General features: G+C 57.7%; 21 protein-coding genes. 12 read left to right on the forward strand and 9 right to left on the reverse strand.

Annotated features, from left to right (window positions below):
- Window positions 1-343: 343 nt before the first annotated feature.
- Both ACZRMS_RS10395 and ACZRMS_RS10400 read right to left on the reverse strand, forming a co-directional pair.
- A complete protein-coding gene (locus ACZRMS_RS10395; RefSeq protein WP_463995280.1) occupies window positions 344-1,564 on the reverse strand; it encodes a CaiB/BaiF CoA transferase family protein in 1,221 nt (406 codons plus the stop codon).
- Window positions 1,565-1,578: 14 nt separating this feature from the next.
- Window positions 1,579-2,760: an acyl-CoA dehydrogenase gene (locus ACZRMS_RS10400; protein ID WP_463995281.1), complete on the reverse strand. Its 1,182-nt coding sequence runs from the start codon at window positions 2,758-2,760 to the stop codon at window positions 1,579-1,581.
- A gap of 158 nt (window positions 2,761-2,918) precedes the next feature.
- On the opposite strand from ACZRMS_RS10400, the gene gcvA reads away from it, so the two are divergent.
- The 10 genes from gcvA (at window position 2,919) to ACZRMS_RS10450 (ending at window position 12,712) form a co-directional block, all read left to right on the forward strand.
- A complete protein-coding gene (gene gcvA, locus ACZRMS_RS10405) occupies window positions 2,919-3,815 on the forward strand; it encodes a transcriptional regulator GcvA (protein ID WP_463995282.1) in 897 nt (298 codons plus the stop codon).
- Between the two features lie 436 nt (window positions 3,816-4,251).
- Entirely contained in the window at window positions 4,252-5,373 is a 1,122-nt protein-coding gene (locus tag ACZRMS_RS10410; RefSeq protein ID WP_463995283.1) for a Re/Si-specific NAD(P)(+) transhydrogenase subunit alpha, read from the forward strand.
- Between the two features lie 11 nt (window positions 5,374-5,384).
- Entirely contained in the window at window positions 5,385-5,708 is a 324-nt protein-coding gene (locus ACZRMS_RS10415; RefSeq protein WP_003438157.1) for an NAD(P) transhydrogenase subunit alpha part 2, read from the forward strand.
- Window positions 5,705-7,141, forward strand: coding sequence for an NAD(P)(+) transhydrogenase (Re/Si-specific) subunit beta (locus tag ACZRMS_RS10420; RefSeq protein ID WP_048362283.1), 1,437 nt, complete (start codon window positions 5,705-5,707; stop codon window positions 7,139-7,141). The genes ACZRMS_RS10415 and ACZRMS_RS10420 overlap by 4 nt, the downstream gene beginning before the upstream one ends.
- 181 nt (window positions 7,142-7,322) lie before the next feature.
- On the forward strand, window positions 7,323-8,813 hold the full coding sequence (locus ACZRMS_RS10425; protein WP_463995284.1) for an acetyl-CoA hydrolase/transferase family protein: 1,491 nt from the start codon (window positions 7,323-7,325) through the stop codon (window positions 8,811-8,813).
- A 317-nt stretch (window positions 8,814-9,130) separates the two neighbouring features.
- Entirely contained in the window at window positions 9,131-9,346 is a 216-nt protein-coding gene (locus ACZRMS_RS10430) for a DUF1127 domain-containing protein (protein ID WP_095031303.1), read from the forward strand.
- A 300-nt stretch (window positions 9,347-9,646) separates the two neighbouring features.
- Entirely contained in the window at window positions 9,647-9,964 is a 318-nt protein-coding gene (locus ACZRMS_RS10435; protein WP_463946586.1) for a DUF2388 domain-containing protein, read from the forward strand.
- A gap of 149 nt (window positions 9,965-10,113) precedes the next feature.
- Window positions 10,114-10,407 (forward strand): DUF2388 domain-containing protein, encoded by a 294-nt coding sequence (locus tag ACZRMS_RS10440; protein ID WP_463995285.1) that lies wholly within the window; start codon window positions 10,114-10,116, stop codon window positions 10,405-10,407.
- A gap of 26 nt (window positions 10,408-10,433) precedes the next feature.
- Window positions 10,434-10,754: a DUF2388 domain-containing protein gene (locus tag ACZRMS_RS10445; protein WP_048362278.1), complete on the forward strand. Its 321-nt coding sequence runs from the start codon at window positions 10,434-10,436 to the stop codon at window positions 10,752-10,754.
- On the forward strand, window positions 10,751-12,712 hold the full coding sequence (locus ACZRMS_RS10450) for a DUF7844 domain-containing protein (protein ID WP_463995286.1): 1,962 nt from the start codon (window positions 10,751-10,753) through the stop codon (window positions 12,710-12,712). Before ACZRMS_RS10445 ends, ACZRMS_RS10450 begins: the two co-directional genes overlap by 4 nt.
- A 108-nt stretch (window positions 12,713-12,820) precedes the next feature.
- On the opposite strand, the gene ACZRMS_RS10455 is transcribed toward ACZRMS_RS10450, so the two are convergent.
- The 7 genes from ACZRMS_RS10455 to ACZRMS_RS10485 form a co-directional block, all read right to left on the reverse strand.
- Window positions 12,821-13,696, reverse strand: coding sequence for a response regulator (locus tag ACZRMS_RS10455; RefSeq protein WP_463995287.1), 876 nt, complete (start codon window positions 13,694-13,696; stop codon window positions 12,821-12,823).
- Between the two features lie 77 nt (window positions 13,697-13,773).
- Complete coding sequence (phoU, locus tag ACZRMS_RS10460) at window positions 13,774-14,535, reverse strand: phosphate signaling complex protein PhoU (protein WP_463995288.1); 762 nt, start codon at window positions 14,533-14,535, stop codon at window positions 13,774-13,776.
- Window positions 14,536-14,620: 85 nt separating this feature from the next.
- Entirely contained in the window at window positions 14,621-15,454 is an 834-nt protein-coding gene (pstB, locus tag ACZRMS_RS10465; RefSeq protein WP_463995289.1) for a phosphate ABC transporter ATP-binding protein PstB, read from the reverse strand.
- Window positions 15,455-15,586: 132 nt separating this feature from the next.
- Complete coding sequence (pstA, locus tag ACZRMS_RS10470) at window positions 15,587-17,257, reverse strand: phosphate ABC transporter permease PstA (RefSeq protein WP_463995290.1); 1,671 nt, start codon at window positions 17,255-17,257, stop codon at window positions 15,587-15,589.
- A 15-nt stretch (window positions 17,258-17,272) separates the two neighbouring features.
- Window positions 17,273-19,558 carry an ABC transporter permease subunit gene (locus ACZRMS_RS10475; protein WP_463995291.1) on the reverse strand — a complete coding sequence of 762 codons (2,286 nt, stop codon included), beginning with the start codon at window positions 19,556-19,558 and terminating at the stop codon, window positions 17,273-17,275.
- Window positions 19,559-19,776: 218 nt separating this feature from the next.
- Window positions 19,777-20,763, reverse strand: a complete 987-nt coding sequence (locus tag ACZRMS_RS10480; protein ID WP_463995292.1) for a phosphate ABC transporter substrate-binding protein PstS — start codon at window positions 20,761-20,763, stop codon at window positions 19,777-19,779.
- Between the two features lie 166 nt (window positions 20,764-20,929).
- Window positions 20,930-22,219, reverse strand: a complete 1,290-nt coding sequence (locus ACZRMS_RS10485; protein ID WP_048362270.1) for an MFS transporter — start codon at window positions 22,217-22,219, stop codon at window positions 20,930-20,932.
- A gap of 375 nt (window positions 22,220-22,594) precedes the next feature.
- On the opposite strand from ACZRMS_RS10485, the gene ACZRMS_RS10490 reads away from it, so the two are divergent.
- Together ACZRMS_RS10490 and ACZRMS_RS10495 are read left to right on the forward strand one after the other, a co-directional pair.
- On the forward strand, window positions 22,595-22,996 hold the full coding sequence (locus ACZRMS_RS10490) for an acyl-CoA thioesterase (RefSeq protein WP_003438129.1): 402 nt from the start codon (window positions 22,595-22,597) through the stop codon (window positions 22,994-22,996).
- A 33-nt stretch (window positions 22,997-23,029) separates the two neighbouring features.
- The gene (locus ACZRMS_RS10495) at window positions 23,030-23,929 is read left to right on the forward strand and encodes a D-hexose-6-phosphate mutarotase (RefSeq protein WP_463995293.1); all 900 of its coding nucleotides are present in this window, start codon (window positions 23,030-23,032) and stop codon (window positions 23,927-23,929) included.
- The last annotated feature ends 41 nt before the right edge of the window (window positions 23,930-23,970 follow it).

A 23,970-nucleotide genomic window follows, 5' to 3' on the forward strand; every position in this document is an offset into this window, starting at 1 on the left:
TATCAGTCTGACTCCACAAGCACCCACACGAATTGCTTGATTCAGTTGTTAAAGAGCGGTTGGTTAGCTTTCGCTGAACCGAGGCGCGCATTCTACAGCGTTACTCGCCGATGTCAACACCTAATTTCCTGCTTCGATGACTTGAAGCTGACACTGTCAAAACCGTTCAACTCATTGATACTCAAGGAGTTTTCCGTTTCAACTGCGCCGGAAGTGGGCGAATTATAGGCCGCTGGAAATCTGAGTCAAGGGTTAATTGAGCGAAACTATCAATTAACTGCAAATACCCCAAAATACACCCATATAGAGGGAGCTAACGCCCCCTATATCCCCCTATATATAGCTACAGCACGCCATTGCAACGCAAAGCCTCTACAGCCCCCGGCTTCAACCCCAACACTTGCTCCAATACCTGCTGGGTGTGCTCACCCAATAAAGGAGGGGCATTACGGTACTCCACAGGCGTCCCGGACAACCGGATAGGGCTTGCCACTTGTGGCACCAGACCCGCCAGCGCATGCGGCAGCTGCATCTCCAACCCCCGAGCCTTCACCTGAGGGTCCGCAAACACCTGCGCCAAATCATTGATCGGCCCACAAGGCACACCCACCGCCTCTAACTGCGACACCCACTCGGCTGTCGTCTTGAAAACCGTTGCCTGCCTGATAAGTGGCACCAACACCGAACGGTTGGCCACCCGCTGCTTGTTAGTCACAAAGCGCGGATCACCCCCCCACTCAGCCCGACCAGCCACTTCAGCAAACTTGCGGAACTGACTGTCGTTCCCAACAGTGAGGATAAAGTCTCCATCCGCAGTCGGAAAATCCTGATAAGGCACGATATTCGGATGAGCGTTTCCAAGACGCTGCGGCGCTACACCCGTTGTCAGATAGTTCATCGCCTGATTCGCCAAACACGCCACTTGCACATCCAGCAGGGCCATATCGATATGCTGCCCGCCACCATCATGCTGACGATGAGCAAGAGCGGCCAGAATTGCGACCGCAGAGTAGAGCCCGGTCAAAATATCTGTCAGCGCAACCCCAACCTTCACCGGACCCGCGCCATCATCCCCCTCAGGACGGCCGGTCAGACTCATCAAACCGCCCAACCCCTGAATCATAAAGTCATAACCCGCCCGCTTGGCATATGGACCGGTCTGACCAAATCCGGTAATCGAGCAATAGATCAAATCAGGGTTCAACGCCTTCAGCGACGCATAGTCCAACCCATATGCCTCCAGACCACCTACCTTGAAGTTCTCGATCAAGATGTCGGACTTGGCCGCCAGCTCACGAACCAGCTGCTGCCCTTCTGGCTTTGTGAAGTCGATAGTTACCGATTGCTTGTTGCGGTTGGCCGACAGGTAATAGGCTGCCTCCCCCGTACTTTCGCCGTCGGCGTCTTTAAGGAAGGGCGGCCCCCAGGCACGCGTATCATCACCATTGCCGGGGCGCTCAACCTTGATGACCTCAGCTCCAAGGTCCGCCAGTATCTGCCCCGCCCACGGCCCTGCCAGTACCCGAGACAAATCCAACACCCGCAAATGCGACAAAGCACCCATGAGCCGAGCTCCTGTTAATAGAACGCCTGAAGACCGGTCTGCGCACGACCCAGGATCAAGGCATGCACGTCATGCGTACCTTCATAGGTGTTCACAACTTCCAGGTTGACCAGATGGCGAGCCACCCCGAACTCATCCGAGATACCGTTGCCGCCCAACATGTCACGGGCCATGCGTGCGATATCCAGCGACTTGCCACACGAGTTGCGCTTCATGATCGAGGTGATTTCAACAGCCGCCGTACCTTCATCTTTCATCCGTCCCAGACGCAGGCAACCTTGCAGGGCCAATGTAATCTCGGTCTGCATGTCGGCCAGTTTTTTCTGTATCAACTGGGTCGCAGCTAGAGGCCGGCCAAACTGATGACGATCCAGCGTGTACTGGCGTGCCGTGTGCCAGCAAAACTCCGCCGCACCCAGCGCCCCCCAGGAGATGCCATAGCGGGCCGAGTTGAGGCAGGTAAAAGGACCTTTCAGGCCACGCACATCCGGGAAGATGTTCTCTTGCGGCACAAACACGTTATCCATCACGATCTCGCCCGTAATGGACGCACGCAAACCGACCTTGCCGTGAATCGTAGGGGTAGTCAGACCTTTCCAGCCTTTTTCCAGAACAAAGCCACGAATGTCACCCTCATCATCTTTCGCCCACACTACAAACACATCGGCGATAGGGCTGTTAGTGATCCACATCTTGCTACCAGTCAGGCTGTAACCGCCATCCACAGAGCGAGCACGGGTGATCATCGCACCAGGGTCGGAACCATGGTTGGGCTCCGTCAGACCAAAACAGCCAATCCACTCGCCAGACGCCAGCTTAGGCAGATACTTCTGCTTTTGGGCCTCGGTACCAAACTCATTGATCGGCACCATTACCAAAGACGACTGAACACTCATCATCGAGCGGTAACCCGAGTCGACCCGCTCCACTTCACGGGCGATCAGGCCGTAGCTGACGTAGTTAAGACCACTGCCGCCGTATTGCTCAGGGATCATTGCACCCAGCAAACCGGTTTCACCCATTTCGCGAAAGATTGCAGGATCGGTCTTCTCATTACGGAAAGCTTCAAGAACACGCGGTGCCAACTTGTCCCGAGCAAACTGCTCCGCACTGTCACGCACCATGCGCTCTTCTTCAGTGAGCTGCTGATCCAGCAACAGTGGATCAATCCAGTTGAAGCTTGCTTTACCCGCCATGAGTGAACCCTCGCGTAATAGATCAAATGTCGTGTGCCGATCCTAGGCGCCTTCTATATAGAAGGACAAACGAGGATTCAGCACCATCTTGTGATGATTTCTCACTCCGTAACCCGCAAGATAGCCATTTCTGACTGTATTTAGTGAGGAAGCCGTACATGCGCCGCAAGATCCCCAGCACGACAGCCCTGATCAGCTTCGAAGCCGCGGCACGCCATGAAAGCTTTACCAAGGCCGCACACGAGCTATCCCTCACTCAAGGGGCTATTTGCCGACAGATCGCCAGCCTGGAAGAGTTCTTGAGTGTAGAACTCTTCAGACGCTCCAGGCGCGGCGTAAAGCTGACCGAAGCAGGCCTTTCCTACAGCCGGCGGATTGCAACCCAGCTGGATGCCGTAGAGCGGGATACGCTGTCCGTTATGGGCCAACAAGGCGCCAATGTGATTGAGCTGGCCGTAGTGCCGACTTTCGGTACGCAATGGCTGTTGCCTCGCCTCAAGGATTTCCAGCAGCAACACCCGGACGTCACGGTTAACCTGACAAACCGCACCCGCCCTTTTCTGTTTGCCGATACCGACTTTGATGCGGCCATCTATTTCGGTGATGCCGACTGGTCTGGTACATCGTCCTATCGCCTGATGGGCGAAAACCCTGTGCCGGTGTGTAGCCCCGCATTACTGGGCACACGCCAGCGCCTTAGCCCTCAGACCCTCGCCGAACTTCCCCTGCTGCAGCAAACCACACGCCCCTATGCCTGGCGCCAATGGTTTAACGCCCAGGACATGAACGTGCCACGCGATATGACCGGGCCACGCTATGAACTGTTTTCGATGCTGGCCCAGGCCGCCATGCACGAGATGGGGGTCGCCCTGATCCCGCCCTTTCTGATTCAGCGCGAACTGGCCGAGAACCGTCTGGTAATTGCCAATGAACACTCCCTGCTCAGCACCAAGGCTTACTACCTGATGATCCCCGAACGCAAAATCGAGTCAGCCTCACTGCAGGCCTTTCGAGACTGGCTGATCAAGCAGGCCGAGAGCTACAGCCTGATTTAAAGTGCCGCATCGTCCAGACAAACCATGTAGCGACACCTATAATTGCACTACATATATAAGTAAATGTCGCCATTAAATACTGTGTACTTAAGTCTAACTTGATAAACCTAGAGACCAGTAACCACGCGGCCTGCAGGGTATTTCTCAAAGTTATGCAGCGATAACCAAAAGAAATGTGAAAAAAACTACGAAAACATCTAAAAACGCTGTAAGCCACGTATTTAAAGGCATGTAGCCTGCCGTTGCGACATTCGGTCACTGCATGACTTGTAGTTAATATCCCGTCACCCTTCATAAGTTCTTGAAGGGTAAAAAAATTGCCAGCAGAATGCCTCGCCCCGCCCATACTTTGGCGGGATCGTGCTGATCGGCCGCCCCAGTCGCACCATCCGTAGTGCGCTGGCTTTCTTATAAAAGATCACGCAGGAGATATGACGTGCACATTGGTGTTCCTCTCGAAACCCAAACGGGTGAAACGCGGGTTGCTGCAACCCCGGAAACCATCAAGAAGCTGATCGGCCAAGGCCATAAAGTGACTGTTCAAAACGGCGCCGGCATTAATGCCAGTGTTATTGACAGTGCTTATGAAGCCGCCGGCGCGACTATTGGTAACGCCACAGATGCTTTCGGCGCAGAGCTGATCCTCAAGGTTGTCGCCCCTAGCGACAGCGAACTGGCCTTGATTAAAGCCGGCGCCGTGCTGATTGGCATGCTCAACCCGTTCAGCAATGAAACTATTGCCAAACTGGCCGAGCACGGGATCACCGCCTTCTCTCTTGAAGCCGCCCCGCGCACCTCCCGTGCGCAAAGTCTTGATGTGCTGTCATCCCAAGCCAACATTGCCGGTTATAAAGCCGTCTTGGTCGCCGCCCACCACTATCCGCGCTTCATGCCGATGCTGATGACCGCCGCCGGGACTGTAAAAGCCGCTCGCGTGTTGATTCTGGGTGCAGGTGTTGCTGGCTTGCAGGCGATTGCTACCGCCAAGCGCCTGGGCGCCGTGATCGAAGCTTCCGATGTACGACCTGCCGTTAAAGAGCAGATCGAATCCCTGGGTGCCAAGTTTGTCGACGTGCCTTATGAAACCGACGAAGAGCGCGAATGCGCAGTCGGCGTAGGGGGTTATGCCCGTCCGATGCCCGCCAGCTGGATGCAGCGCCAGGCCCTGGCTGTTCACGAACGCGCCAAACAGGCTGACATCGTGATCACCACCGCCCTGATTCCGGGCCGCAAGGCGCCTGTACTGTTGAGCGCCGAAACCGTGGCGCAGATGAAGCCCGGCTCTGTGGTCATCGACCTGGCCGCGGCCCAAGGGGGCAACTGCCCGCTGACCGTCGCCGATCAAGTGGTGGTTGAACACGGCGTGACCATCGTCGGCCACACCAACCTGGCCGCCATGGTTGCCGCTGATGCTTCGGCGCTCTACGCCCGCAACCTGCTGGACTTCCTCAAGCTGGTCTTCACACCCGAAGGGCAGTTCCAGATCAACCTTGAAGACGACATCGTCGCCGCGTGCCTGATGTGCCGCGACGGTCAAGTCGTGCGCAAAAACGGCTGAGGATAAAAATAATGGAAGAGCTCATCTCCCCCGGTATCTACAACCTGATCATCTTCGTGCTGGCCATCTATGTGGGCTATCACGTGGTCTGGAACGTAACGCCTGCGCTGCACACCCCCTTGATGGCCGTTACCAACGCCATTTCGGCGATCGTGATTGTGGGCGCCATGCTTGCCGCCGCACTGACTGTTACCCCACTGGGTAAAACCATGGGCACCCTGGCGGTTGCGCTGGCTGCCGTAAACGTATTCGGTGGATTTTTGGTCACCCGGCGCATGCTGGAAATGTTCAAGAAGAAAGCACCTAAAGCCAAAGAAGAGGTGCGCAAGCCATGAGCATGAACCTGGTCACTGTTCTGTATCTGGTTGCATCGATCTGCTTCATTCAGGCCCTCAAAGGCCTGTCGCACCCCACCACCTCGCGGCGCGGCAACCTGTTCGGCATGCTCGGCATGGGCCTGGCGATCATTACTACGGTCGGCCTGATCTACAAGCTGGGTGCAGAGATTGCCACCGCCGGTATCGGCTACGTGATTGTCGGTCTGTTGGTCGGCGGCACCGCTGGCTCGATCATGGCCAAGCGTGTCGAAATGACCAAAATGCCTGAGCTGGTTGCTTTCATGCACAGCATGATCGGCCTGGCTGCCGTCTTCATTGCCATCGCGGCCGTGGTTGAGCCGCAATCGCTGGGCATCGTCAAGCACCTTGGCGACGCTATCCCGGCAGGCAACCGTCTGGAGCTGTTCCTGGGCGCAGCCATTGGCGCAATCACCTTCTCCGGTTCGGTGATCGCTTTCGGCAAGCTGTCGGGCAAATACAAGTTCCGCCTGTTTCAGGGTGCACCGGTACAGTTCAGCGGCCAGCACAAGCTGAACCTGGTGCTTGGCCTGGCCACGCTGGGCCTGGGCATCACCTTCATGCTGACCGGCAACCTCAACGCGTTCGCGCTGATGCTGGCTCTGGCGTTCGTACTGGGTGTGCTGATCATCATCCCGATTGGCGGCGCCGACATGCCGGTCGTGGTGTCGATGCTTAATAGCTACTCGGGCTGGGCAGCGGCCGGTATCGGCTTCTCGCTGAACAACTCGATGCTGATCATTGCCGGCTCGCTGGTAGGTTCTTCGGGTGCGATCCTGTCGTACATCATGTGCAAGGCGATGAACCGTTCGTTCTTCAATGTGATCCTCGGCGGCTTTGGTGGCGCAGTAGACACCGCAGGTCCGGCAGGCGCCAAGGAAGCACGCCCGGTGAAATCCGGTTCTGCCGATGATGCCACCTTCCTGCTGATGAACGCCGACACCGTGATCATCGTTCCGGGTTACGGCCTGGCGGTAGCGCGGGCGCAACACGCGCTCAAAGAGCTGACCGAAAAGCTGACCCACCGTGGCGTGACCGTGAAGTATGCGATCCATCCGGTTGCCGGCCGTATGCCTGGCCACATGAACGTATTGCTGGCCGAGGCCGAAGTGCCTTACGACCAGGTGTTCGAGATGGAAGACATCAACTCCGAGTTTGGCCAGGCGGATGTGGTGCTGGTATTGGGCGCCAACGACGTAGTTAACCCGGCAGCCAAGAACGATCCTAAATCGCCGATTGCAGGCATGCCGATCCTCGAAGCTTACAAAGCCAAAACCGTCATCGTTAACAAGCGTTCCATGGCCAGTGGTTATGCCGGTCTGGATAACGAATTGTTTTATCTGGATAAAACCATGATGGTCTTCGGTGACGCCAAAAAAGTTATTGAAGATATGGTTAAAGCGGTCGAGTAACATCCTGCATCACCGCAATACCGAGAACCCCGGCGCTGGATTGGCCGGGGTTTTTCTTTTTCCGAAGAACCCGACCAAAGGCTCTAAATCGGCCGCTGGCATTCGACCATGGTAGCGGGACGAAAGGCTCTGAAAATGAATAGACTGCGCCTCTTGCTTCCGTTGCCCGAGATAACAATCCATGTACCGTGAACGTATTCGCCTAAATTCCCTGCACGATAAGGTCATGAGCGCCGAAGAAGCCGCCGCCCTTATCCAAGACGGCATGACCGTCGGCATGAGCGGTTTTACCCGTGCCGGTGAAGCCAAAGCCGTCCCTCAGGCCCTGGCCGAGCGGGCTAAAAAGTCGCCACTGAAAATCACCCTGATGACCGGCGCCAGCCTGGGCAACGACCTCGATAAGCAATTGACCGAAGCCGGTGTACTGGCGCGCCGTATGCCATTCCAGGTAGACAGCACCCTGCGCAAGGCAATCAACGCTGGCGAAGTGATGTTTATCGACCAGCATTTGTCCGAAACCGTTGAGCAGTTGCGAAACAATCAGCTCAAGCTGCCAGACATCGCGGTTATCGAAGCCGTTGCCATTACCGAACAAGGCCATATCGTTCCAACGACCTCCGTGGGCAACTCCGCCAGCTTCGCGATTTTCGCCAAACAGGTGATCGTCGAGATCAACATGGCGCACAACCCGAACCTGGAAGGTCTGCACGACATCTATATACCGACCTACCGTCCGACCCGCACACCGATTCCGCTGGTGAAAGTCGACGACCGCATCGGCAGCACCGCAATCCCGATCCCGGCGGAAAAAATCGTCGCCATCGTGATCACCAACAAACCGGATTCACCGTCCACCGTGTCCGAACCTGACAGCGAAACCGACGGTATCGCCTTTCACCTGATCAACTTCCTCAAGCAGGAAGTCGAAGCAGGCCGCATGACCAACAAGCTCGGCCCGCTGCAGGCCGGGATCGGCAACATCGCCAACGCGGTGATGTGCGGCCTGATCGATTCGCCGTTCGAAGACCTGACCATGTACTCCGAAGTACTGCAGGACTCGACCTTCGACCTGATCGACGCGGGCAAGATGACCTTTGCGTCAGGCAGCTCGATCACCCTGTCGGAACGTCGCAACTCGGACGTCTTCGGCAACCTCGAGCGCTACAAGGACAAACTGGTGCTGCGCCCGCAAGAGATCTCCAACCACCCCGAAGTGGTTCGCCGTCTGGGCATCATCGGCATCAACACGGCCCTGGAGTTCGACATCTACGGCAACGTCAACTCCACCCACGTCTGCGGCACGCGGATGATGAACGGCATCGGCGGCTCGGGGGACTTCGCCCGCAACGCACATTTGGCCATCTTCGTGACCAAATCCATTGCCAAGGCCGGGGCGATCTCCAGCGTGGTGCCAATGGTCAGCCACGTCGACCACACCGAACACGACGTTGACATCCTGGTCACCGAACAAGGCCTTGCGGACCTGCGCGGCCTGGCCCCACGTGAGCGCGCACGCGTGATTATCGACAACTGTGTTCACCCGGACTTCCGTGAAGCCCTGAACGACTACTTCGCCAGGGCCTGCGCGATTGGCGGCCACACGCCGCACATCCTGCGTGAAGCCCTGAGCTGGCATATCAACCTGGAAGAAACCGGGAAGATGCTGCCGTAACAGCCGGACTAGACAGCCGCTGACGTAAACACTGTTTCGTTGGCGGTTTTTTTGGGCTGTAGTTTCAAAAACTGTACTGCTGTACTGGTCATATTCCGCTAAAACCACTCCCCCGCCCTGCCAATATCGTCACTTATGCACCATTTAAGTGCGCACAGGTACAGTTACGCTCATTTCTAGCCGTACAGCCCCTATAAACAGTTAACTGGCCTATCGCAATACAAGTGAACTGTATCTAGAGACCCTGGACAAAGAGGAGGATCATTGGCATCAGTTAAACCACTAGCCAATGCCGCCACAAGCGGAAGGATGACACCATGGAACGTACACTCAGTTCCGAACTGTTCAGCGAAAGCAACACTGTAAACAGCCAGGCTTCCATGCCTTTGCGCGTACTTGCCAACCTGATGTTGTGGCAGCGCCGTATCTCCAGCCGCCATCAACTGGCTCGCCTGGACTCGCGTCTTCTGGCTGATGCCGGGATTAGCGAAGCACAGCGTTACGAAGAGCTGAGCAAGCCGTTCTGGCGCTAATGAGCGCTCGCTGGCCCTGACCACCGGTCCAACGCCAGCACCCAGAATTGAAAAAACAAAACCCGTCGCGGGTCACCGCTGACGGGTTTTGTCGTTTATGGGACAAGGTTTTGAGTGCTTGTCATGCAATAGGTACAGTTTTAAATTATTAAAAATAAGACAGGTACAGTTTGCCAAATACCTGGTCTAGAGCACTTTAACTGCGGTACCGGTTAAAACATCCTTTGCCTGAGGCGACCCTGAGCCTACTATTCGGCCCATAACCGTCTATTTTATATGTTCATCTTCAGGAGTCTTACCATGTCCACACTTCGCCTACTGAGCGCGGCGGCTTTGCTGGCCGTTGCTGCCAGCGCCAACGCCACAAGCTTCATCGTTACCACCGATGGCATCGTGGGCACCCTCAAAGCGACGTCCGACCTGACATCCGATGCCACCGGCTCGTTCCGTGACAACAAGATCGTACGCGCGGCACGTGACGACGCTGCCAGCTTCGTGGCCAGCGAAGGCACTATCCGTGGCGTAAAGCTCGAAAGCGCTTTTGAGGCCATCCGCCAGCACGCGCCCCAGTTGCAAGCCACTGACGCTCAACTGGCCCAGGCCATCCTGACGATCTAAGTACCCGGGATCGGCTCCTGTGGGAGCGGGCAAACCCGCTCCCACAAGTACCGGGCCTGCATGAAGAAATATTTCAGGAACTCCCCCACGCTGGCCCTGCCCCGGCCATTACGCTAGCCTTGGATCTCATTCAAACAGCCTCGAGACCCATGCGCTTTTCCTTATTTGCTCTGCTCGCTCTCTGCTGGACTCAATCAGCCAACGCCTTCGACCTGACCACCCAGAATCTGGTGCTCAGTGGTTACGTCACCAGTAAAGTGACGTCCGCGCCTTTTGATCGCAAACTGATACGTGCCGCCCAGGATGACGCCGCCGTCTTTATTGCCAGTGATGGCCAAACACGGGGGGTGCAGCTGGAGTCTGCCCTGCGTTATCTGCGCCAGCACCCGCCAAAATTCAGTGCCAGCGATCTTGAACTGGCACAAGCAATTCTCGTCCAATAAATACCCGCTTCTTCTGGAGATGTTTCATGCGTAGCCCTTTAATCGTCGCCACCCTCGGCCTGTTGCTGCTCGCCGATGTGGCACAGGCTCAGACCGTCGTGCAGACCAGTAACATCATCGTGCGCGCGTTTGGTCGCACCATCGACTTCACGTCTGACACCACGACCTCCATCCGCGACTCTAAAGTGGTGCGCGAAGCCCACGACGACGCAGCCACCTTCGTTGCCAGCCAGGGCGACATTCGCGGTGTGCAATTGGAGTCAGCCTTCAGCACCCTGCGCGACCGCGTGCCTGAAGCCCGCAACGCCAGCGACCAGGTTCTCGCCGAAGCCATCCTCGCACTGTGAGGCCGCTAACGCGCTGGCTCGCCGCCTGTGGCTTGCTGCTGATCGCCGGCAACGCCCAGGCTGCGCTGCATCTGCAACTCAAGACCGAGGGCCTGAGCCCGGCCGAACAACAGGCCAGCCAAGCCCTGCTGGATGAGGCCATGCAGAGCCTGCCACCGCGTTTTATCGAACAATTGGACCGCCAGATTCTGGTGGGCTGGACCGATGACATGCCTGACAACGCCTATGGCCAGGCATCGCTGACCTCCGAGCTGGACCTTAATCGCAACCTGCTGGCCGCGCTGACCGATAGATCGGCCGCCACCCGGCAGACCAACCGCCCCCATGGCACCGTGCGCCGTGAAATGCTCGCCACCGTGCTGCACGAGCTGACGCACATCTACGACCGTGCCCGCCTCTGGCCCGGCGCAGAACGCACGCTGATACGGCGCTGTACCCGACAAAACAGCAACGCCGGGCAGATTGGCCTGCCCGATCAATGTCGCGGGCAAACCGATCGCCGCTTCACCCTCAGTGATGATCCGCGTTTGCTCGATCTGGCCGGCTGGCAGCAATACGTGGGGCGCCGCGGCGAGCGCGAGCAAGATAACCATCAGGTGGTGCGCAGCCCTGATCTTTACGAAGTCACCAGCCCCAAAGAATTTGTCGCGGTCAACATGGAGTACTTTCTCCTCGACCCGGCCTACGCCTGTCGCCGACCAGCGTTGTATCGCTATTACAAAGAGCATTTCGGCTGGGCACCCGCAGCCAGGGACGAATGCCCCAAGGGTTTTGCCTTCCTCAATGCCGGCAACGACTTCGCCAAAACGCCGCTGGGCACCGTAGACCCGGAGCGGGTGTACGCCGTCGACTACCTGCTGGCCGAAGCCAACCAGGAATGGGCCAGCCGCTGGGGCCACAGCATGTTACGTCTGGTGATCTGTGCACCCGGGCGCCCGCGCGGACCAGACTGCCGACTCGACCTGCAAGAACATCTGGTGTTGTCCTACCGGGCGTTCGTCAATGACGTACAGCTCTCAAGCTGGGACGGCCTGACCGGTGCCTACCCGTCGCGCCTGTTTGTATTGCCGCTGGCCCAGGTGATCGACGAGTACACCAAAACCGAACTGCGCAGCCTGGCTTCCGTGCCGCTCAAACTGAGCCGCCCTGAAATCGAGGAGGTGGTTGAACACGCCGCCGAAATGCACTGGAGCTATGACGGCGACTACTACTTCATCTCCAACAACTGCGCGGTTGAAACGCTGAAGCTGCTGCGCAGTGGCAGTGACAATGCCAAGCTCAAGGGCCTGGACAGCATCGTGCCCAATGGTTTGCTTGAGGTGCTCAAGGCCCGTGGGCTGGCCGACACCAGCGTGCTGGACGATCCCAAAGAAGCGTTGCGCATGGGTTATCGCTTTGACTCATACCGCGATCGCTACCAGGCGATGTTCGACGTGCTCAAAACCCGCCTGCAGATCAAGCAAACCACTGTTGAAGACTGGCTGGCCCTGAACGCGGACGAGCGTCGCCCATGGATCGAGCAAGCTGACCTGCGCTCAAGCGCAGCGTTGCTGCTGCTGGAGCAGGCCAGCTTTCGCCGCCAACTGCTGCTGGCCCAGGATGAGGTCAAACAAAAGTACCTGGGGGCGCGCGGGCTCAAGGATGGCGGCATGGACAAAGCCAATAAGACCCTGCAGGAAATTCTCGCCAGCAGTGGCTACCTCAGTCGCCCGGCTGAGCTGCTCGGCAGCAGCGGCTACGGCCTGCCCCAGGCCAAGGAGTGGGAAATGCTCGAGTCCGAAAGCAGCCAGCGCCAGCAGCAGTTACTGCGCCTGACCGGCGAGCTGGACACCGAGGTGCGCAAGCTGCTTGAACCCGCCCGCGCTGCCGAAATTGCAGCCACTGAAGCCAACGTCAAACAGATCGGCGAACACCTGCGCGCACTTCACAAAGCTTCAGGCGGGTTGCAGCTGCCCTGATCCACATATGACGTGTGGGAGCGGGCTTGCTCGCGATGGCATCGACGCGGCTCGACTGAAAAAACGCGGCGTCCACATCGCGAGCAAGCCCGCTCCCACAAGGGCACTTCACGCCCCCGGCACAAAATGCTTCTGCGTCGTGCCGTGGGCGATCAGCCGCGAGAGGTAGTTCATTTTCTCGGCATCCTGGTCGACAAAACGGAACGTCAGTTGCAACCAGGCGCTGTCCGGCTTTGGCTCGTAAGCCACGATGGCGTGCAAGTAGCCGTTCAAACGCGCCACCTCGGCGCTCTCGCCTTGCTCAAGGTCCAACACCGCGCTGTCCAGCACCTGAGGCAGAACTTCGCCACGACGCACCACCAGCAGCGCCTCCTTAAGGCTCAGCGCCTTGATCACACACGTCTGAGTGCCACTGGGCAAACGCAGTTGCCCCTGGCCACGACTTGTCAGGGCCTGGGCCGGCCGTGGCGCCGGGGCAGCCGCCGGAGCTGACGCCGCCGGTGTTACCACCTGTGCCTTGCCACCGGTCAACGCATTCAGCGAATCATTGCCGAACGCCGAGCTCATGCGTGTCGGCGCACTGGCCATCACTGCGTCGAGCAACCCGGCCTTGGTAAATGCCTTCTTCACCTTGGACAGCAACTGTTCGTTGGTGAAGGGTTTGCTGACGAAGTCCGAAACCCCCGCCTGAATTGCCTGGATCACGTTCTCTTTGTCGCCACGGCTGGTGACCATGATAAATGGCAACGTTTTCAGATGCTCCTGCTCACGGCACCAGCTCAACAGCTCAAGGCCGGACATCTCCGGCATTTCCCAGTCACACAGCACCAGATCGAATGCTTCGCGGTTCAGCAGGGCCTGGGCTTTGCGGCCGTTGACTGCGTCTTCGATCCTGATGCCCGGGAAATAGTTACGCAGGCAATTCTTAACCAGATCACGAATAAACGACGCGTCATCCACCACCAGCACACTAACCTTGCTCATCGACTGCTCCTTGGATATGAACGCCCGAAAACCAAAACGCCCGGCAATGAGCCGGGCGCTTTTTAGATCAGGCTGTCTTATTTATCGTCAGGCGGCGGCGCAACATTAGCGTTATCGGCGCCCGTGCCTTGAACTTCTTCGCGCATGCGCTTGAGGCCCATGTGCCGCACGTCGGTACCGCGCACCAGATAAATCACCAGCTCCGAGATATTGCGGGCGTGGTCACCGATACGCTCCAGCGAACGCAGCACCCAGATGATGCTCAACACGCGCGAAATCGAGCGTGGGTCTTCCATCATGTAAGTGGCCAGCTCACGCAGCGCGGTCTTGTATTCGCGGTCGATGATTTTGTCGTACTGCGCGACCGACAGCGCAAGGTCTGCATCGAAGCGGGCAAAGGCGTCCAGTGCATCGCGCACCATGTTGCGCACCTGGTCGCCAATGTGGCGCACTTCAACGTAACCCCGTGGTGCCTCACCCTCTTCGCACAACTGGATTGCACGGCGGGCGATCTTGGTGGCTTCGTCACCGATGCGCTCAAGGTCGATCACTGACTTGGAGATGCTGATAATCAAACGCAGGTCAGACGCCGCAGGCTGACGACGGGCCAGAATGCGCAGGCACTCCTCGTCGATGTTGCGCTCCATTTGATTGATCTGTTCATCAATCTCGCGCACCTGCTGAGCCAAACCCGAGTCGGCCTCGATCAACGCAGTAACTGCATCGTTGACCTGTTTCTCGACCAGGCCGCCCATCGCCAGCAGGTGGCTGCGCACGTCTTCGAGTTCCGCGTTGAACTGCGCGGAAATGTGATGGGTGAGGCCATCCTTTGAAATCATGGTTCTGCTCCGCAAAAGCTGTGAGCTGCGCGCTATAAGCGGCTAGCCAAATTGTTGTTACGTCAAACAGTCACTGCCACACAAACTAGCCATAGCGCCCGGTGATGTAATCTTCGGTCTGCTTTTTGGCCGGGTTGGTGAACAGGGTGTCGGTATCGCCGTACTCAACCATTTTGCCCATGTACATGAACGCGGTGTAGTCCGAAACCCGGGCCGCTTGCTGCATGTTGTGGGTCACGATCACGATGGTGAACTTGGACTTGAGTTCGTAGATCAGCTCTTCGACTTTCAACGTAGAGATCGGGTCGAGTGCCGAGCACGGTTCATCGAGCAGCAACACTTCAGGCTCCACCGCGATGGTACGGGCAATCACCAGACGCTGTTGCTGACCACCGGACAAACCCAGTGCCGACTCGTGCAGGCGGTCCTTGACCTCATCCCACAACGCCGCGCCCTTGAGTGCCCACTCGACAGCTTCGTCCAGAACACGTTTTTTGTTGATGCCCTGAATCCGCAGACCGTAAACCACGTTTTCGTAAATGGTCTTGGGGAACGGGTTGGGCTTCTGGAACACCATGCCGACGCGGCGACGCAGCTCGGCCACATCTTCGCCTTTGCGGTAGATGTTGTTGCCGTACAGGTTGATCTCGCCTTCGACGCGGCAGCCATCCACCAGGTCGTTCATGCGGTTGAAGGTGCGCAGCAGCGTGGATTTACCGCAACCCGACGGGCCGATAAACGCCGTCACCCGTTGTTTCGGGATATTCAGACACACGTCGTACAGCGCCTGTTTTTCGCCGTAATAAAGATTCAGGCCCGGTACTTCAATGGCGACTTCTTCATTTTCCAGGTTCAAGCTTTGTTTGGTGCGACCCAAGGCTGACATGTTGATGCCGTGGGTTGAGGATTCATGCTGCATGGGTTACTCCATACGCTATTTAGTCTGTGGGAGCGGGCTTGCTCGCGATCTAATCGCTGCGGTCTATCTGCAGGACCGCGTTGCTTGCATCGCGAGCAAGCCCGCTCCCACATTTGAGATTCAGTTGTTTAATCAGCTTTCCAGCGCCTTGTACTTCTCGCGCAGGTGGTTACGAATCCACACCGCCGACAGGTTAAGGGTCGCGATGACCAGTACCAGCAGCAGCGCCGTGGCGTACACCAGCGGGCGTGCAGCTTCAACGTTCGGGCTTTGGAAGCCGACGTCATAAATATGGAAGCCCAGGTGCATGATCTTCTGGTCAAGGTGCAGGTACGGGTAGTTGCCGTCCAGCGGCAGCGACGGCGCCAGCTTGACCACACCCACCAGCATCAGCGGCGCCACTTCACCTGCGGCGCGAGCCACGGCGAGGATCATGCCGGTCATCATGGCCGGGCTGGCCATCGGCAGCACGATCTTCCACAAGGTTTCGGATTTGGTCGCACCCAGCGCCAGCGAGCCTTCGCGAACGGTACGCGGGATCCGCGCCAGCCCTTCTTCGGTGGCCACGATCACCACAGGTACCGCCAGCAGCGCCAGGGTCAGCGAGGCCCACATCAGGCCCGGCGTACCAAAGGTAGGTGCGGGCAAGGCTTCAGCGAAGAACAGGCGGTCAACCGAACCACCCAGCACATATACAAAGAAGCCCAGGCCAAACACACCGTAAACAATGGCCGGTACACCCGCCAGGTTGTTGACTGCGATACGGATCACCCGGGTCAGGGTGTTTTGCTTGGCATATTCACGCAGATACACCGCTGCCAGCACGCCGAACGGGGTCACGATTACGGCCATGATCAACGTCATCATCACGGTGCCGAAAATCGCCGGGAAGATCCCGCCTTCGGTGTTGGCTTCACGTGGGTCCTGGCTCAGGAACTCCCAGATGTTGCTGAAGTACATGGCCAGTTTTTGCCAGCTGTTCATGGCGTTCGGCTGGTAGGCCTTGACCACTTTGCCGATGTCGATCACGAGCTCTTTGCCATTGGCATCGCGGGCCGTAAGGCTGTCGCGATTGAACTGCGCATGCAGCTCGCCCAGGCGATCTTCAATAGCCTTGTAACGTGCATTCAACTCGGCACGTTCAGCGTCCATGTCCGCCTGTGCTTGCGGGGTCAGCTTGCCTTCCAGCTCCAGCTTGCGACCCTGCAGACGGATGCGCTCCAGCCCATAGTTGATCGCACCGATGTCTTTCTTCTCCAGCTGGCTCAGTTGAGCCGCCAGATCATTAACGCGTTTGACCCTGGCCTGCAGCTCTGGCCAGGCAGCGGCACCTTCTGCCACTACCTTGCCGTTTTCTTTTACGTTAACCAGGTAGCCGTAAAAGTTGCCCCACTCACGACGCTCAATGGCCATCAGCTCTGGCGGCGTGCTCTGGTTCGTCAGCCACTCGCCGACCACCCAGGTAAAGTCGTTGCCGTTCAGGTCACGGTTGCCGACCTTGATCAGCTCGCGAGTCATGAACTCGGGGCCTTGATCAGGTACTGGCAAGCCCGCGCTTTTTAGTCGCTCGCGGGGCACTTCTTCCTTTTGAACCACTTCGCCGATAACCAGGTGATTGGCATCACCCGGCACGTTGTACTCCGCGTGTATCAGATCAGCAGGCCAGAAGTGACCCAGGCCACGTACCGCAATCACCGACAGCAAACCGATGGTCATGATGACGGCGATGGACACCGCACCACCGCTGATCCAGACGCCAGGAGCGCCGCTTTTGAACCAGCCTTTGAGGGAATTCTGTTTCACAGACTTCTACCTTCCTTAAAGCGACGAATATTTCTTGCGCAGACGCTGACGGATCAGCTCGGCAAGAGTGTTCATGATGAAGGTGAACAGCAGCAGCACCAGCGCCGAGAGGAACAGCACACGGTAATGACTACCGCCCACTTCCGACTCCGGCATTTCCACCGCCACGTTCGCCGCCAAGGTACGCAGGCCTTCGAACAGGTTCATTTCCATGACCGGGGTGTTACCGGTGGCCATCAACACAATCATCGTCTCGCCGACCGCACGGCCCATACCGATCATCAGTGCCGAGAAGATGCCCGGGCTGGCGGTCAGGATCACTACGCGGGTCATGGTCTGCCATGGCGTGGCACCCAGCGCCAGCGAACCCAGGGTCAGGCCGCGAGGCACGCTGAATACGGCATCTTCAGCAATCGAGTAGATGTTTGGGATAACCGCAAAACCCATTGCCAGACCGACTACCAGTGCATTGCGCTGGTCGTAGGTGATGCCCAGGTCGTGGGAGATCCACATGCGCATGTCGCCACCGAAGAACCAGGCTTCCATGTAGGGGCTCATGTACAGCGACAACCAGCCCACAAACAGAAGCACCGGGATCAGGATCATGCTTTCCCAACCATCCGGTACTCGCAGGCGGATCGACTCAGGCAGACGGCTCCAGGTGAAACCGGCGACCAAAATACCAATCGGCATCAACATCAGCAGGCTGAAAATCCCCGGCAAGTGCCCTTCGACATACGGCGCCAGGAACAAACCGGCGAAGAAACCCAGGATCACCGTCGGCATCGCTTCCATCAGCTCGATCACCGGCTTGACCTTGCGGCGCAGGCTCGGAGCCATGAAGTAAGCGGTGTAAATCGCGGCAGCAACAGCCAGCGGCGCGGCCAGCAACATGGCGTAGAACGCCGCCTTCAAGGTACCGAAGGTCAATGGCGCGAGGCTCATCTTCGGTTCGAAGTCGGTGTTGGCTGCGGTCGATTGCCAGACGTATTTAGGCTCGTCGTAGTTCTCGTACCAGACCTTGCTCCACAGCGCGCTCCAGGACACTTCCGGGTGCGGGTTCTTCAAGGTCAGTGGCAGCAGCTTGCCACCCTCTTCCACAATGATGCGGTTGGCACGTGGCGACAGCGCCATCACACCCGGGCCTTCAGCAACTTTTTCGACCAGCAGGGTGCGGTGCGCCGTACTGTGGAACACACCGATTTCACCGGCAGCGTCCAGGGCCAGGAAACCTTTACGGCGTTGCTCAGCGGTGATTTCAACAATCGGTGAAGTGCCCATCTGGAAACTGCGGATGAGCTTGAAGCGCTGTTCGCCATCCGGGTCGCGAGCCATGAACCATTGGCTCAGGCCACCGGTGGAATTACCGAAAATCAGCGAGATGCCACCCACCAACTGCGTACTGGCCGTGATCTCGGTCGTGGCGTCATCAGCCAGCTTGTAACGACCGTTGAGGCTCTTGTCGCGCAGGCTGAATACATCGGCTTGCGCTCGGCCGTTGACCACGTACAGCCACTGCTGACGCGGGTCGACGTAGAGCGCCTTGACCTGTTCGGTCATCTGCGGCAGGTCGATGCGGGTCTCTGTAGTGGTGACCTCTTCGGTCATCATGTTTTCTTCGCGGGCCAGCGACAGCACGTTCAATTGCGTGCCGGCCGAACCTGCCAATACCAGCGTCGAATCGTTCACGCTGAGGTTAACGTGATCCAGTGCGCGACCTTGCGGGTCGAGTACGATCGGCGTTTCGCCGTAGGGGTATTCAATCGCCGGGGTGATGGTCTTTTTACTGTCCGGGTAACTGACCCGGTAAGTGTGACGGAACACCAGGGCCTGACCATTGGACAAGCCCAGAACCACTACCGGGTTACCCGGCTGATCCTGACCCAGCGACGTCACTTGCGTGCCGGCTGGCAGCGGCAAGTTAACCCGCGACAGCTCTTCGCCATTCTTCACATTGAAGAACAGCACCATGCCCTTGTCCGATACACGCATACCGACCTGATTCTGCTCCTCGACGGAGATCATCAGCGGCTTGCCGGCATCCTGCATCCACACCGGCGTAATCGCCTGTTTGGCGTTCAGGTCGGCGCCCTGGAACAGTGGATACACCACATAACCCAGGAAGAAGAAAATCAGGGTGATCGCGCCGAGCACGGCAAGACCGCCGATAAATACATACCAGCGGGTCAGGTGATCTTTAAGCGCGCGGATGCGGCGCTTGCGCTTGAGTTCAGGCGTATTGAAATCAATGCGCTTGGGAGCGGATGTCGTAGTCATTGGGGAATTGGCCAGATCATTCATGCGCACACCCTAGCGGTCCTGTATGACAGAAAGATGACAAAGCAGTGACGCAAAAAAGCCGCCGCCCAACGGTGCTGGCAGCGGAGTTAAAAAATGAGGTGAAGCGGCTGCGGGACAAACCTGTGGGATCGGGCTTGCTCGCGATGCAGGCAACTCGGAACATCAGACATATTGAGTTGATGCCATCGCGAGCGAGCCCGCTCCCACATGGATCCGGCTTATGCGCCTTCTTTCAGGCCCAGGTCAGCCAGGGCTTTGGCAGCCACTTTGGCTGGCAGCGGGATGTAGCCATCCTTCACAACCACTTCCTGGCCTTGCTTGGACAGAACCAGTTTGATGAACTCGGCTTCCAGCGGGTTCAGCGGCTTGTTCGGCGCCTTGTTCACGTACACGTAGAGGAAACGCGACAGCGGGTATTTGCCGTTCAGTGCGTTTTCTTCGGTGTCTTCGACGAACTCGGTGCTGCCTTTTTTAGCCAAAGGCACGGTCTTCACACTGGCGGTCTTGTAACCGATGCCCGAGTAACCCACACCGTTCAGCGAGCTGCTGATCGACTGCACTACCGAAGCGGAGCCCGGCTGTTCGTTCACGTTAGGCTTGTAGTCGCCCTTGCACAGGGCTTCTTCCTTGAAGTAGCCGTAAGTGCCGGATACCGAGTTACGACCGAACAGTTGCACTGGCTTGTTGGCCAGGTCGCCGGTCACACCCAGGTCACCCCAGGTTTTAACGTCGGCCTTGGCGCCGCACAGACGCGTCGAGGAGAAGATCGCATCAACCTGTTCCATGGTCAGGTGCTTGATCGGGTTGTCCTTGTGCACGAACACGGCCAGGGCATCCACTGCCACCGGGATAGCGGTTGGCTTGTAGCCGTACTTCTGCTCGAAAGCAGCCAGTTCGTTGTCTTTCATCTTGCGGCTCATCGGGCCCAGGTTAGCGGTGCCTTCAGTAATCGCAGGCGGCGCGGTCGAAGAACCGGCAGCTTGAATCTGGATGTTTACGTTTGGATATTCTTTCTTGTAAGCCTCAGCCCACAAAGTCATCAAGTTCGCCAGGGTATCGGAACCAACGCTGGACAGGTTCCCCGACACACCGGTGGTCTTCACGTAGGGCGCAATAGCCGGGTCAACACCAGCGGCAACCGCATTGGCAGTTGCAACGCCAGCGGCAACAAAAGTCAGGGCCGCCATAACACGCTTCAGTTTCATGCCTTACTCCTAGCAAACGGGGTTAGATGAATCGGGGGCCAGTATCTGCAGGCCATGTGACTACTCTATGAACCGATTGTGACAATTAGATGAAAGGCCATCATTCGTTACAAATGATGGCCTTCGGGGAGAGGCGAACGAGGTGTTACGAGGAATCAGGAGCCGATCAGCGGCCCTTCTTCCACAAATAGGCGCCAACCAGCAAACCCATGATGCAAATGATTGCCACGTAATACGCCGGGCCCATCGGGCTTTCCTTGAGCAACAAGGTAACGGCCATCGGAGTCAGGCCGCCAAAGATGGCGTAGGCCAGGTTGTATGAGAACGACAGACCACTGAAGCGCACCACGGCCGGGAAGGCTTTAACCATTACATATGGCACGGCACCGATGGTGCCTACAAACAGACCGCTCAAGGCATACAACGGGAACAGCCAGTCCGGGTGTTGCAGCAGGCTGTGATAGAACGTCCACGAGGTCACCAGCAACCCGGCACATCCCAGCACAAACACTTTGCCCGCACCGAAGCGGTCAGCCAGGGCGCCCGAGGCGATGCAGCCCAGGCTCAAGAAGACGATGGCCAGGCTGTTGGCCTGCAACGAAGTGGTCGCAGAAAAGCCGTAAATGGTTTGCAGAACCGTCGGTGTCATCAGGATCACCACGATGATCCCGGCGGACAGCAACCAGGTCAGCAGCATCGAGATCACGATCGCCCCGCGATGGTCACGCAGCACGGTCTTGAGCGGGACTTCAGCCGCCAGTGCCTTGCGCAACTGCAGCTCGGCGAACACCGGCGTCTCATGCAGCCAGCGACGCAGGTACACCGAGAACAACCCGAATACACCGCCCATCAGGAATGGAATCCGCCAGGCGAAATCAGACACTTCTGCCGGCGTGTAGATCGTGTTGATGGCAGTGGCCATCAGCGAGCCCAGCAAGATACCGGCTGTCAGCCCGCAGGTCAGCGTGCCGCAGGCATAGCCCACATGGCGTGGCGGAACGTGCTCGGCCACAAATACCCAGGCCCCCGGCACCTCACCGCCAATGGCAGCGCCCTGAATAACCCGCATCAGCAGCAACAGGATCGGCGCCCACATGCCAATCTGCTCATAAGTAGGCAGCAGCCCCATGATCAAGGTCGGAACGGCCATCATGAAGATGCTCAATGTGAACATCTTTTTGCGCCCCAGCAGGTCGCCAAAGTGCGCCATCACGATGCCGCCCAACGGGCGGGCCAGGTACCCGGCGGCAAAAATGCCGAAGGTTTGCATCAGGCGTAGCCACTCCGGCATGTCCGCCGGGAAAAACAGCTTGCCGACCACCGTGGCAAAGAACACAAAAATAATAAAATCGTAAAACTCCAGCGCACCACCCAGGGCAGACAGCGACAAGGTTTTATAGTCATTACGGGTTAACGGCCGCGAAGGCGGCGCAGCACTGGAAGACTCTGTAATCATGGGGTAATGCTTCTCTTATTAGGCTCGGCAAAAAGCTGCAACTTCGCCGGCAGGGGCTGGGCAGGTTTTGAAAGATAACAAATTGTTTACAAAAGCACAGAGCTAGACGCGTAGCGCATTCAAAAAGCAGAATCAGAAGGTCGTCGGCTGGCCTGTCGCCCGATATACTCGCGATCATAAGAAACACTTGGTAACTTTTGGGGTTGCTGTGCGAAAACGCTCGCTGGATGCTTGCAGCCGATTTCGCAGAGTTTCCCCTTGGCGCGGCTTATGAAGAACGTGACGAACGTAGTATGTTCGGGCTGAATCGTTTTTCTAAAGACGCTTATTCACCCGCAGTACTTATGAAGAATCACGGGTCAGAGGCCCTTAGGCATGTTAGAGCTCGAACAAGAAGATCCAATCCCGCAAGGCGACCTGGCCTTGCAAATCACCGCCCTGCCGCGCGAAACCAATGGTTTCGGCGATATTTTCGGTGGTTGGCTGGTGTCCCAAATGGACCTGGCTGGCACCGCAATGGCCAGCAAGGTTGCTGGTGGCCGTGTAGCCACTGTCGCCATTGATCGTATGGCGTTTCTGGTGCCTGTGGCTGTTGGAGCGCAATTGTCGTTCTACACCCAGGCACTGGAAATCGGCCGCAGCTCCATCCAGATGATGGTTGAAGTGTGGAGCGACGATCCGCTGTCCAGCGAATGGCGCAAAGTGACTGAAGCGGTCTTTGTATTTGTCGCCATTGATGGCAGCGGTCGCACCCGCTCCGTACCGCCGCGCCGTTAAACCTTGCCTTGCCACTGAAATAGAGAGCCTGCCATGCACCACATAGAGTCAGTCACCCTGGATGAACTGGAGTGCTGGCACTTCCAGCATGGTCAGGCACAGTTGCTGGTCGCCAAACAAGGCGCGCAGGTACTTAGCTATCAGATAGGCGATGAACCTCCGATTATCTGGCTCAACGAAAAAGCCCAGTACAAGCAGGGCAAGGGCATTCGTGCCGGCGTGCCTGTGTGCTGGCCGTGGTTTGGCAATTTTGCGCTGAACCCGCAAAGCGTCCAGGCCATGCGCCAAAGCACTGAGCCCGCCACCGCCCATGGCCTGGTCCGCACCCGTGAATGGGAAGTGCTGGAAATCGATGACGCGGGCGAAGCCCTGCATATTGAACTGGGCCTGCCCCACATCGAAGGCGGCCTCCCGGGATGGCCTCACGATGTGGCGCTGACCCTGAGCATTCGCCTCGATACGCAGCTGCACATCAGCCTCACCAGCCATAACCGCAGCGACATCCCTGTCAGCATCAGCCAGGCGCTGCACAGCTATTTCGCGGTCAGCGACGTGCGCAAGGTCCAGGTTAAAGGGGTCGACGGTTTAACGTACATCGACACACTCAACGACTGGGCGCACCTCAAGCAAGCGGGCGACTTGACCTTTAGCGGCGAGACCGACCGTATCTACCTCGACACCCCGCAGCAACTGAGCATCGCCGACCCGGACTGGTCGCGAACCCTTGAGCTGACCAGCCACGGCTCGCGCACTGCGGTGATCTGGAACCCGTGGGTCGACAAGACCGCCAGCTTCAGCGACATGGCAACAGACGGTTGGCAGCGCATGCTCTGCATCGAAACCGCCAACGTGATGGACGACGTGATCACCTTGCAACCGGGCGCCAGCCACTCAATGGGCGTGAGTATTGCGAGCAAGCGCCTGAAGGTTTGATACACACAAAACCTGTGGGAGCGGGCTTGCTCGCGATGGCG

This window comes from Pseudomonas sp. B424 (genome assembly GCF_055408345.1).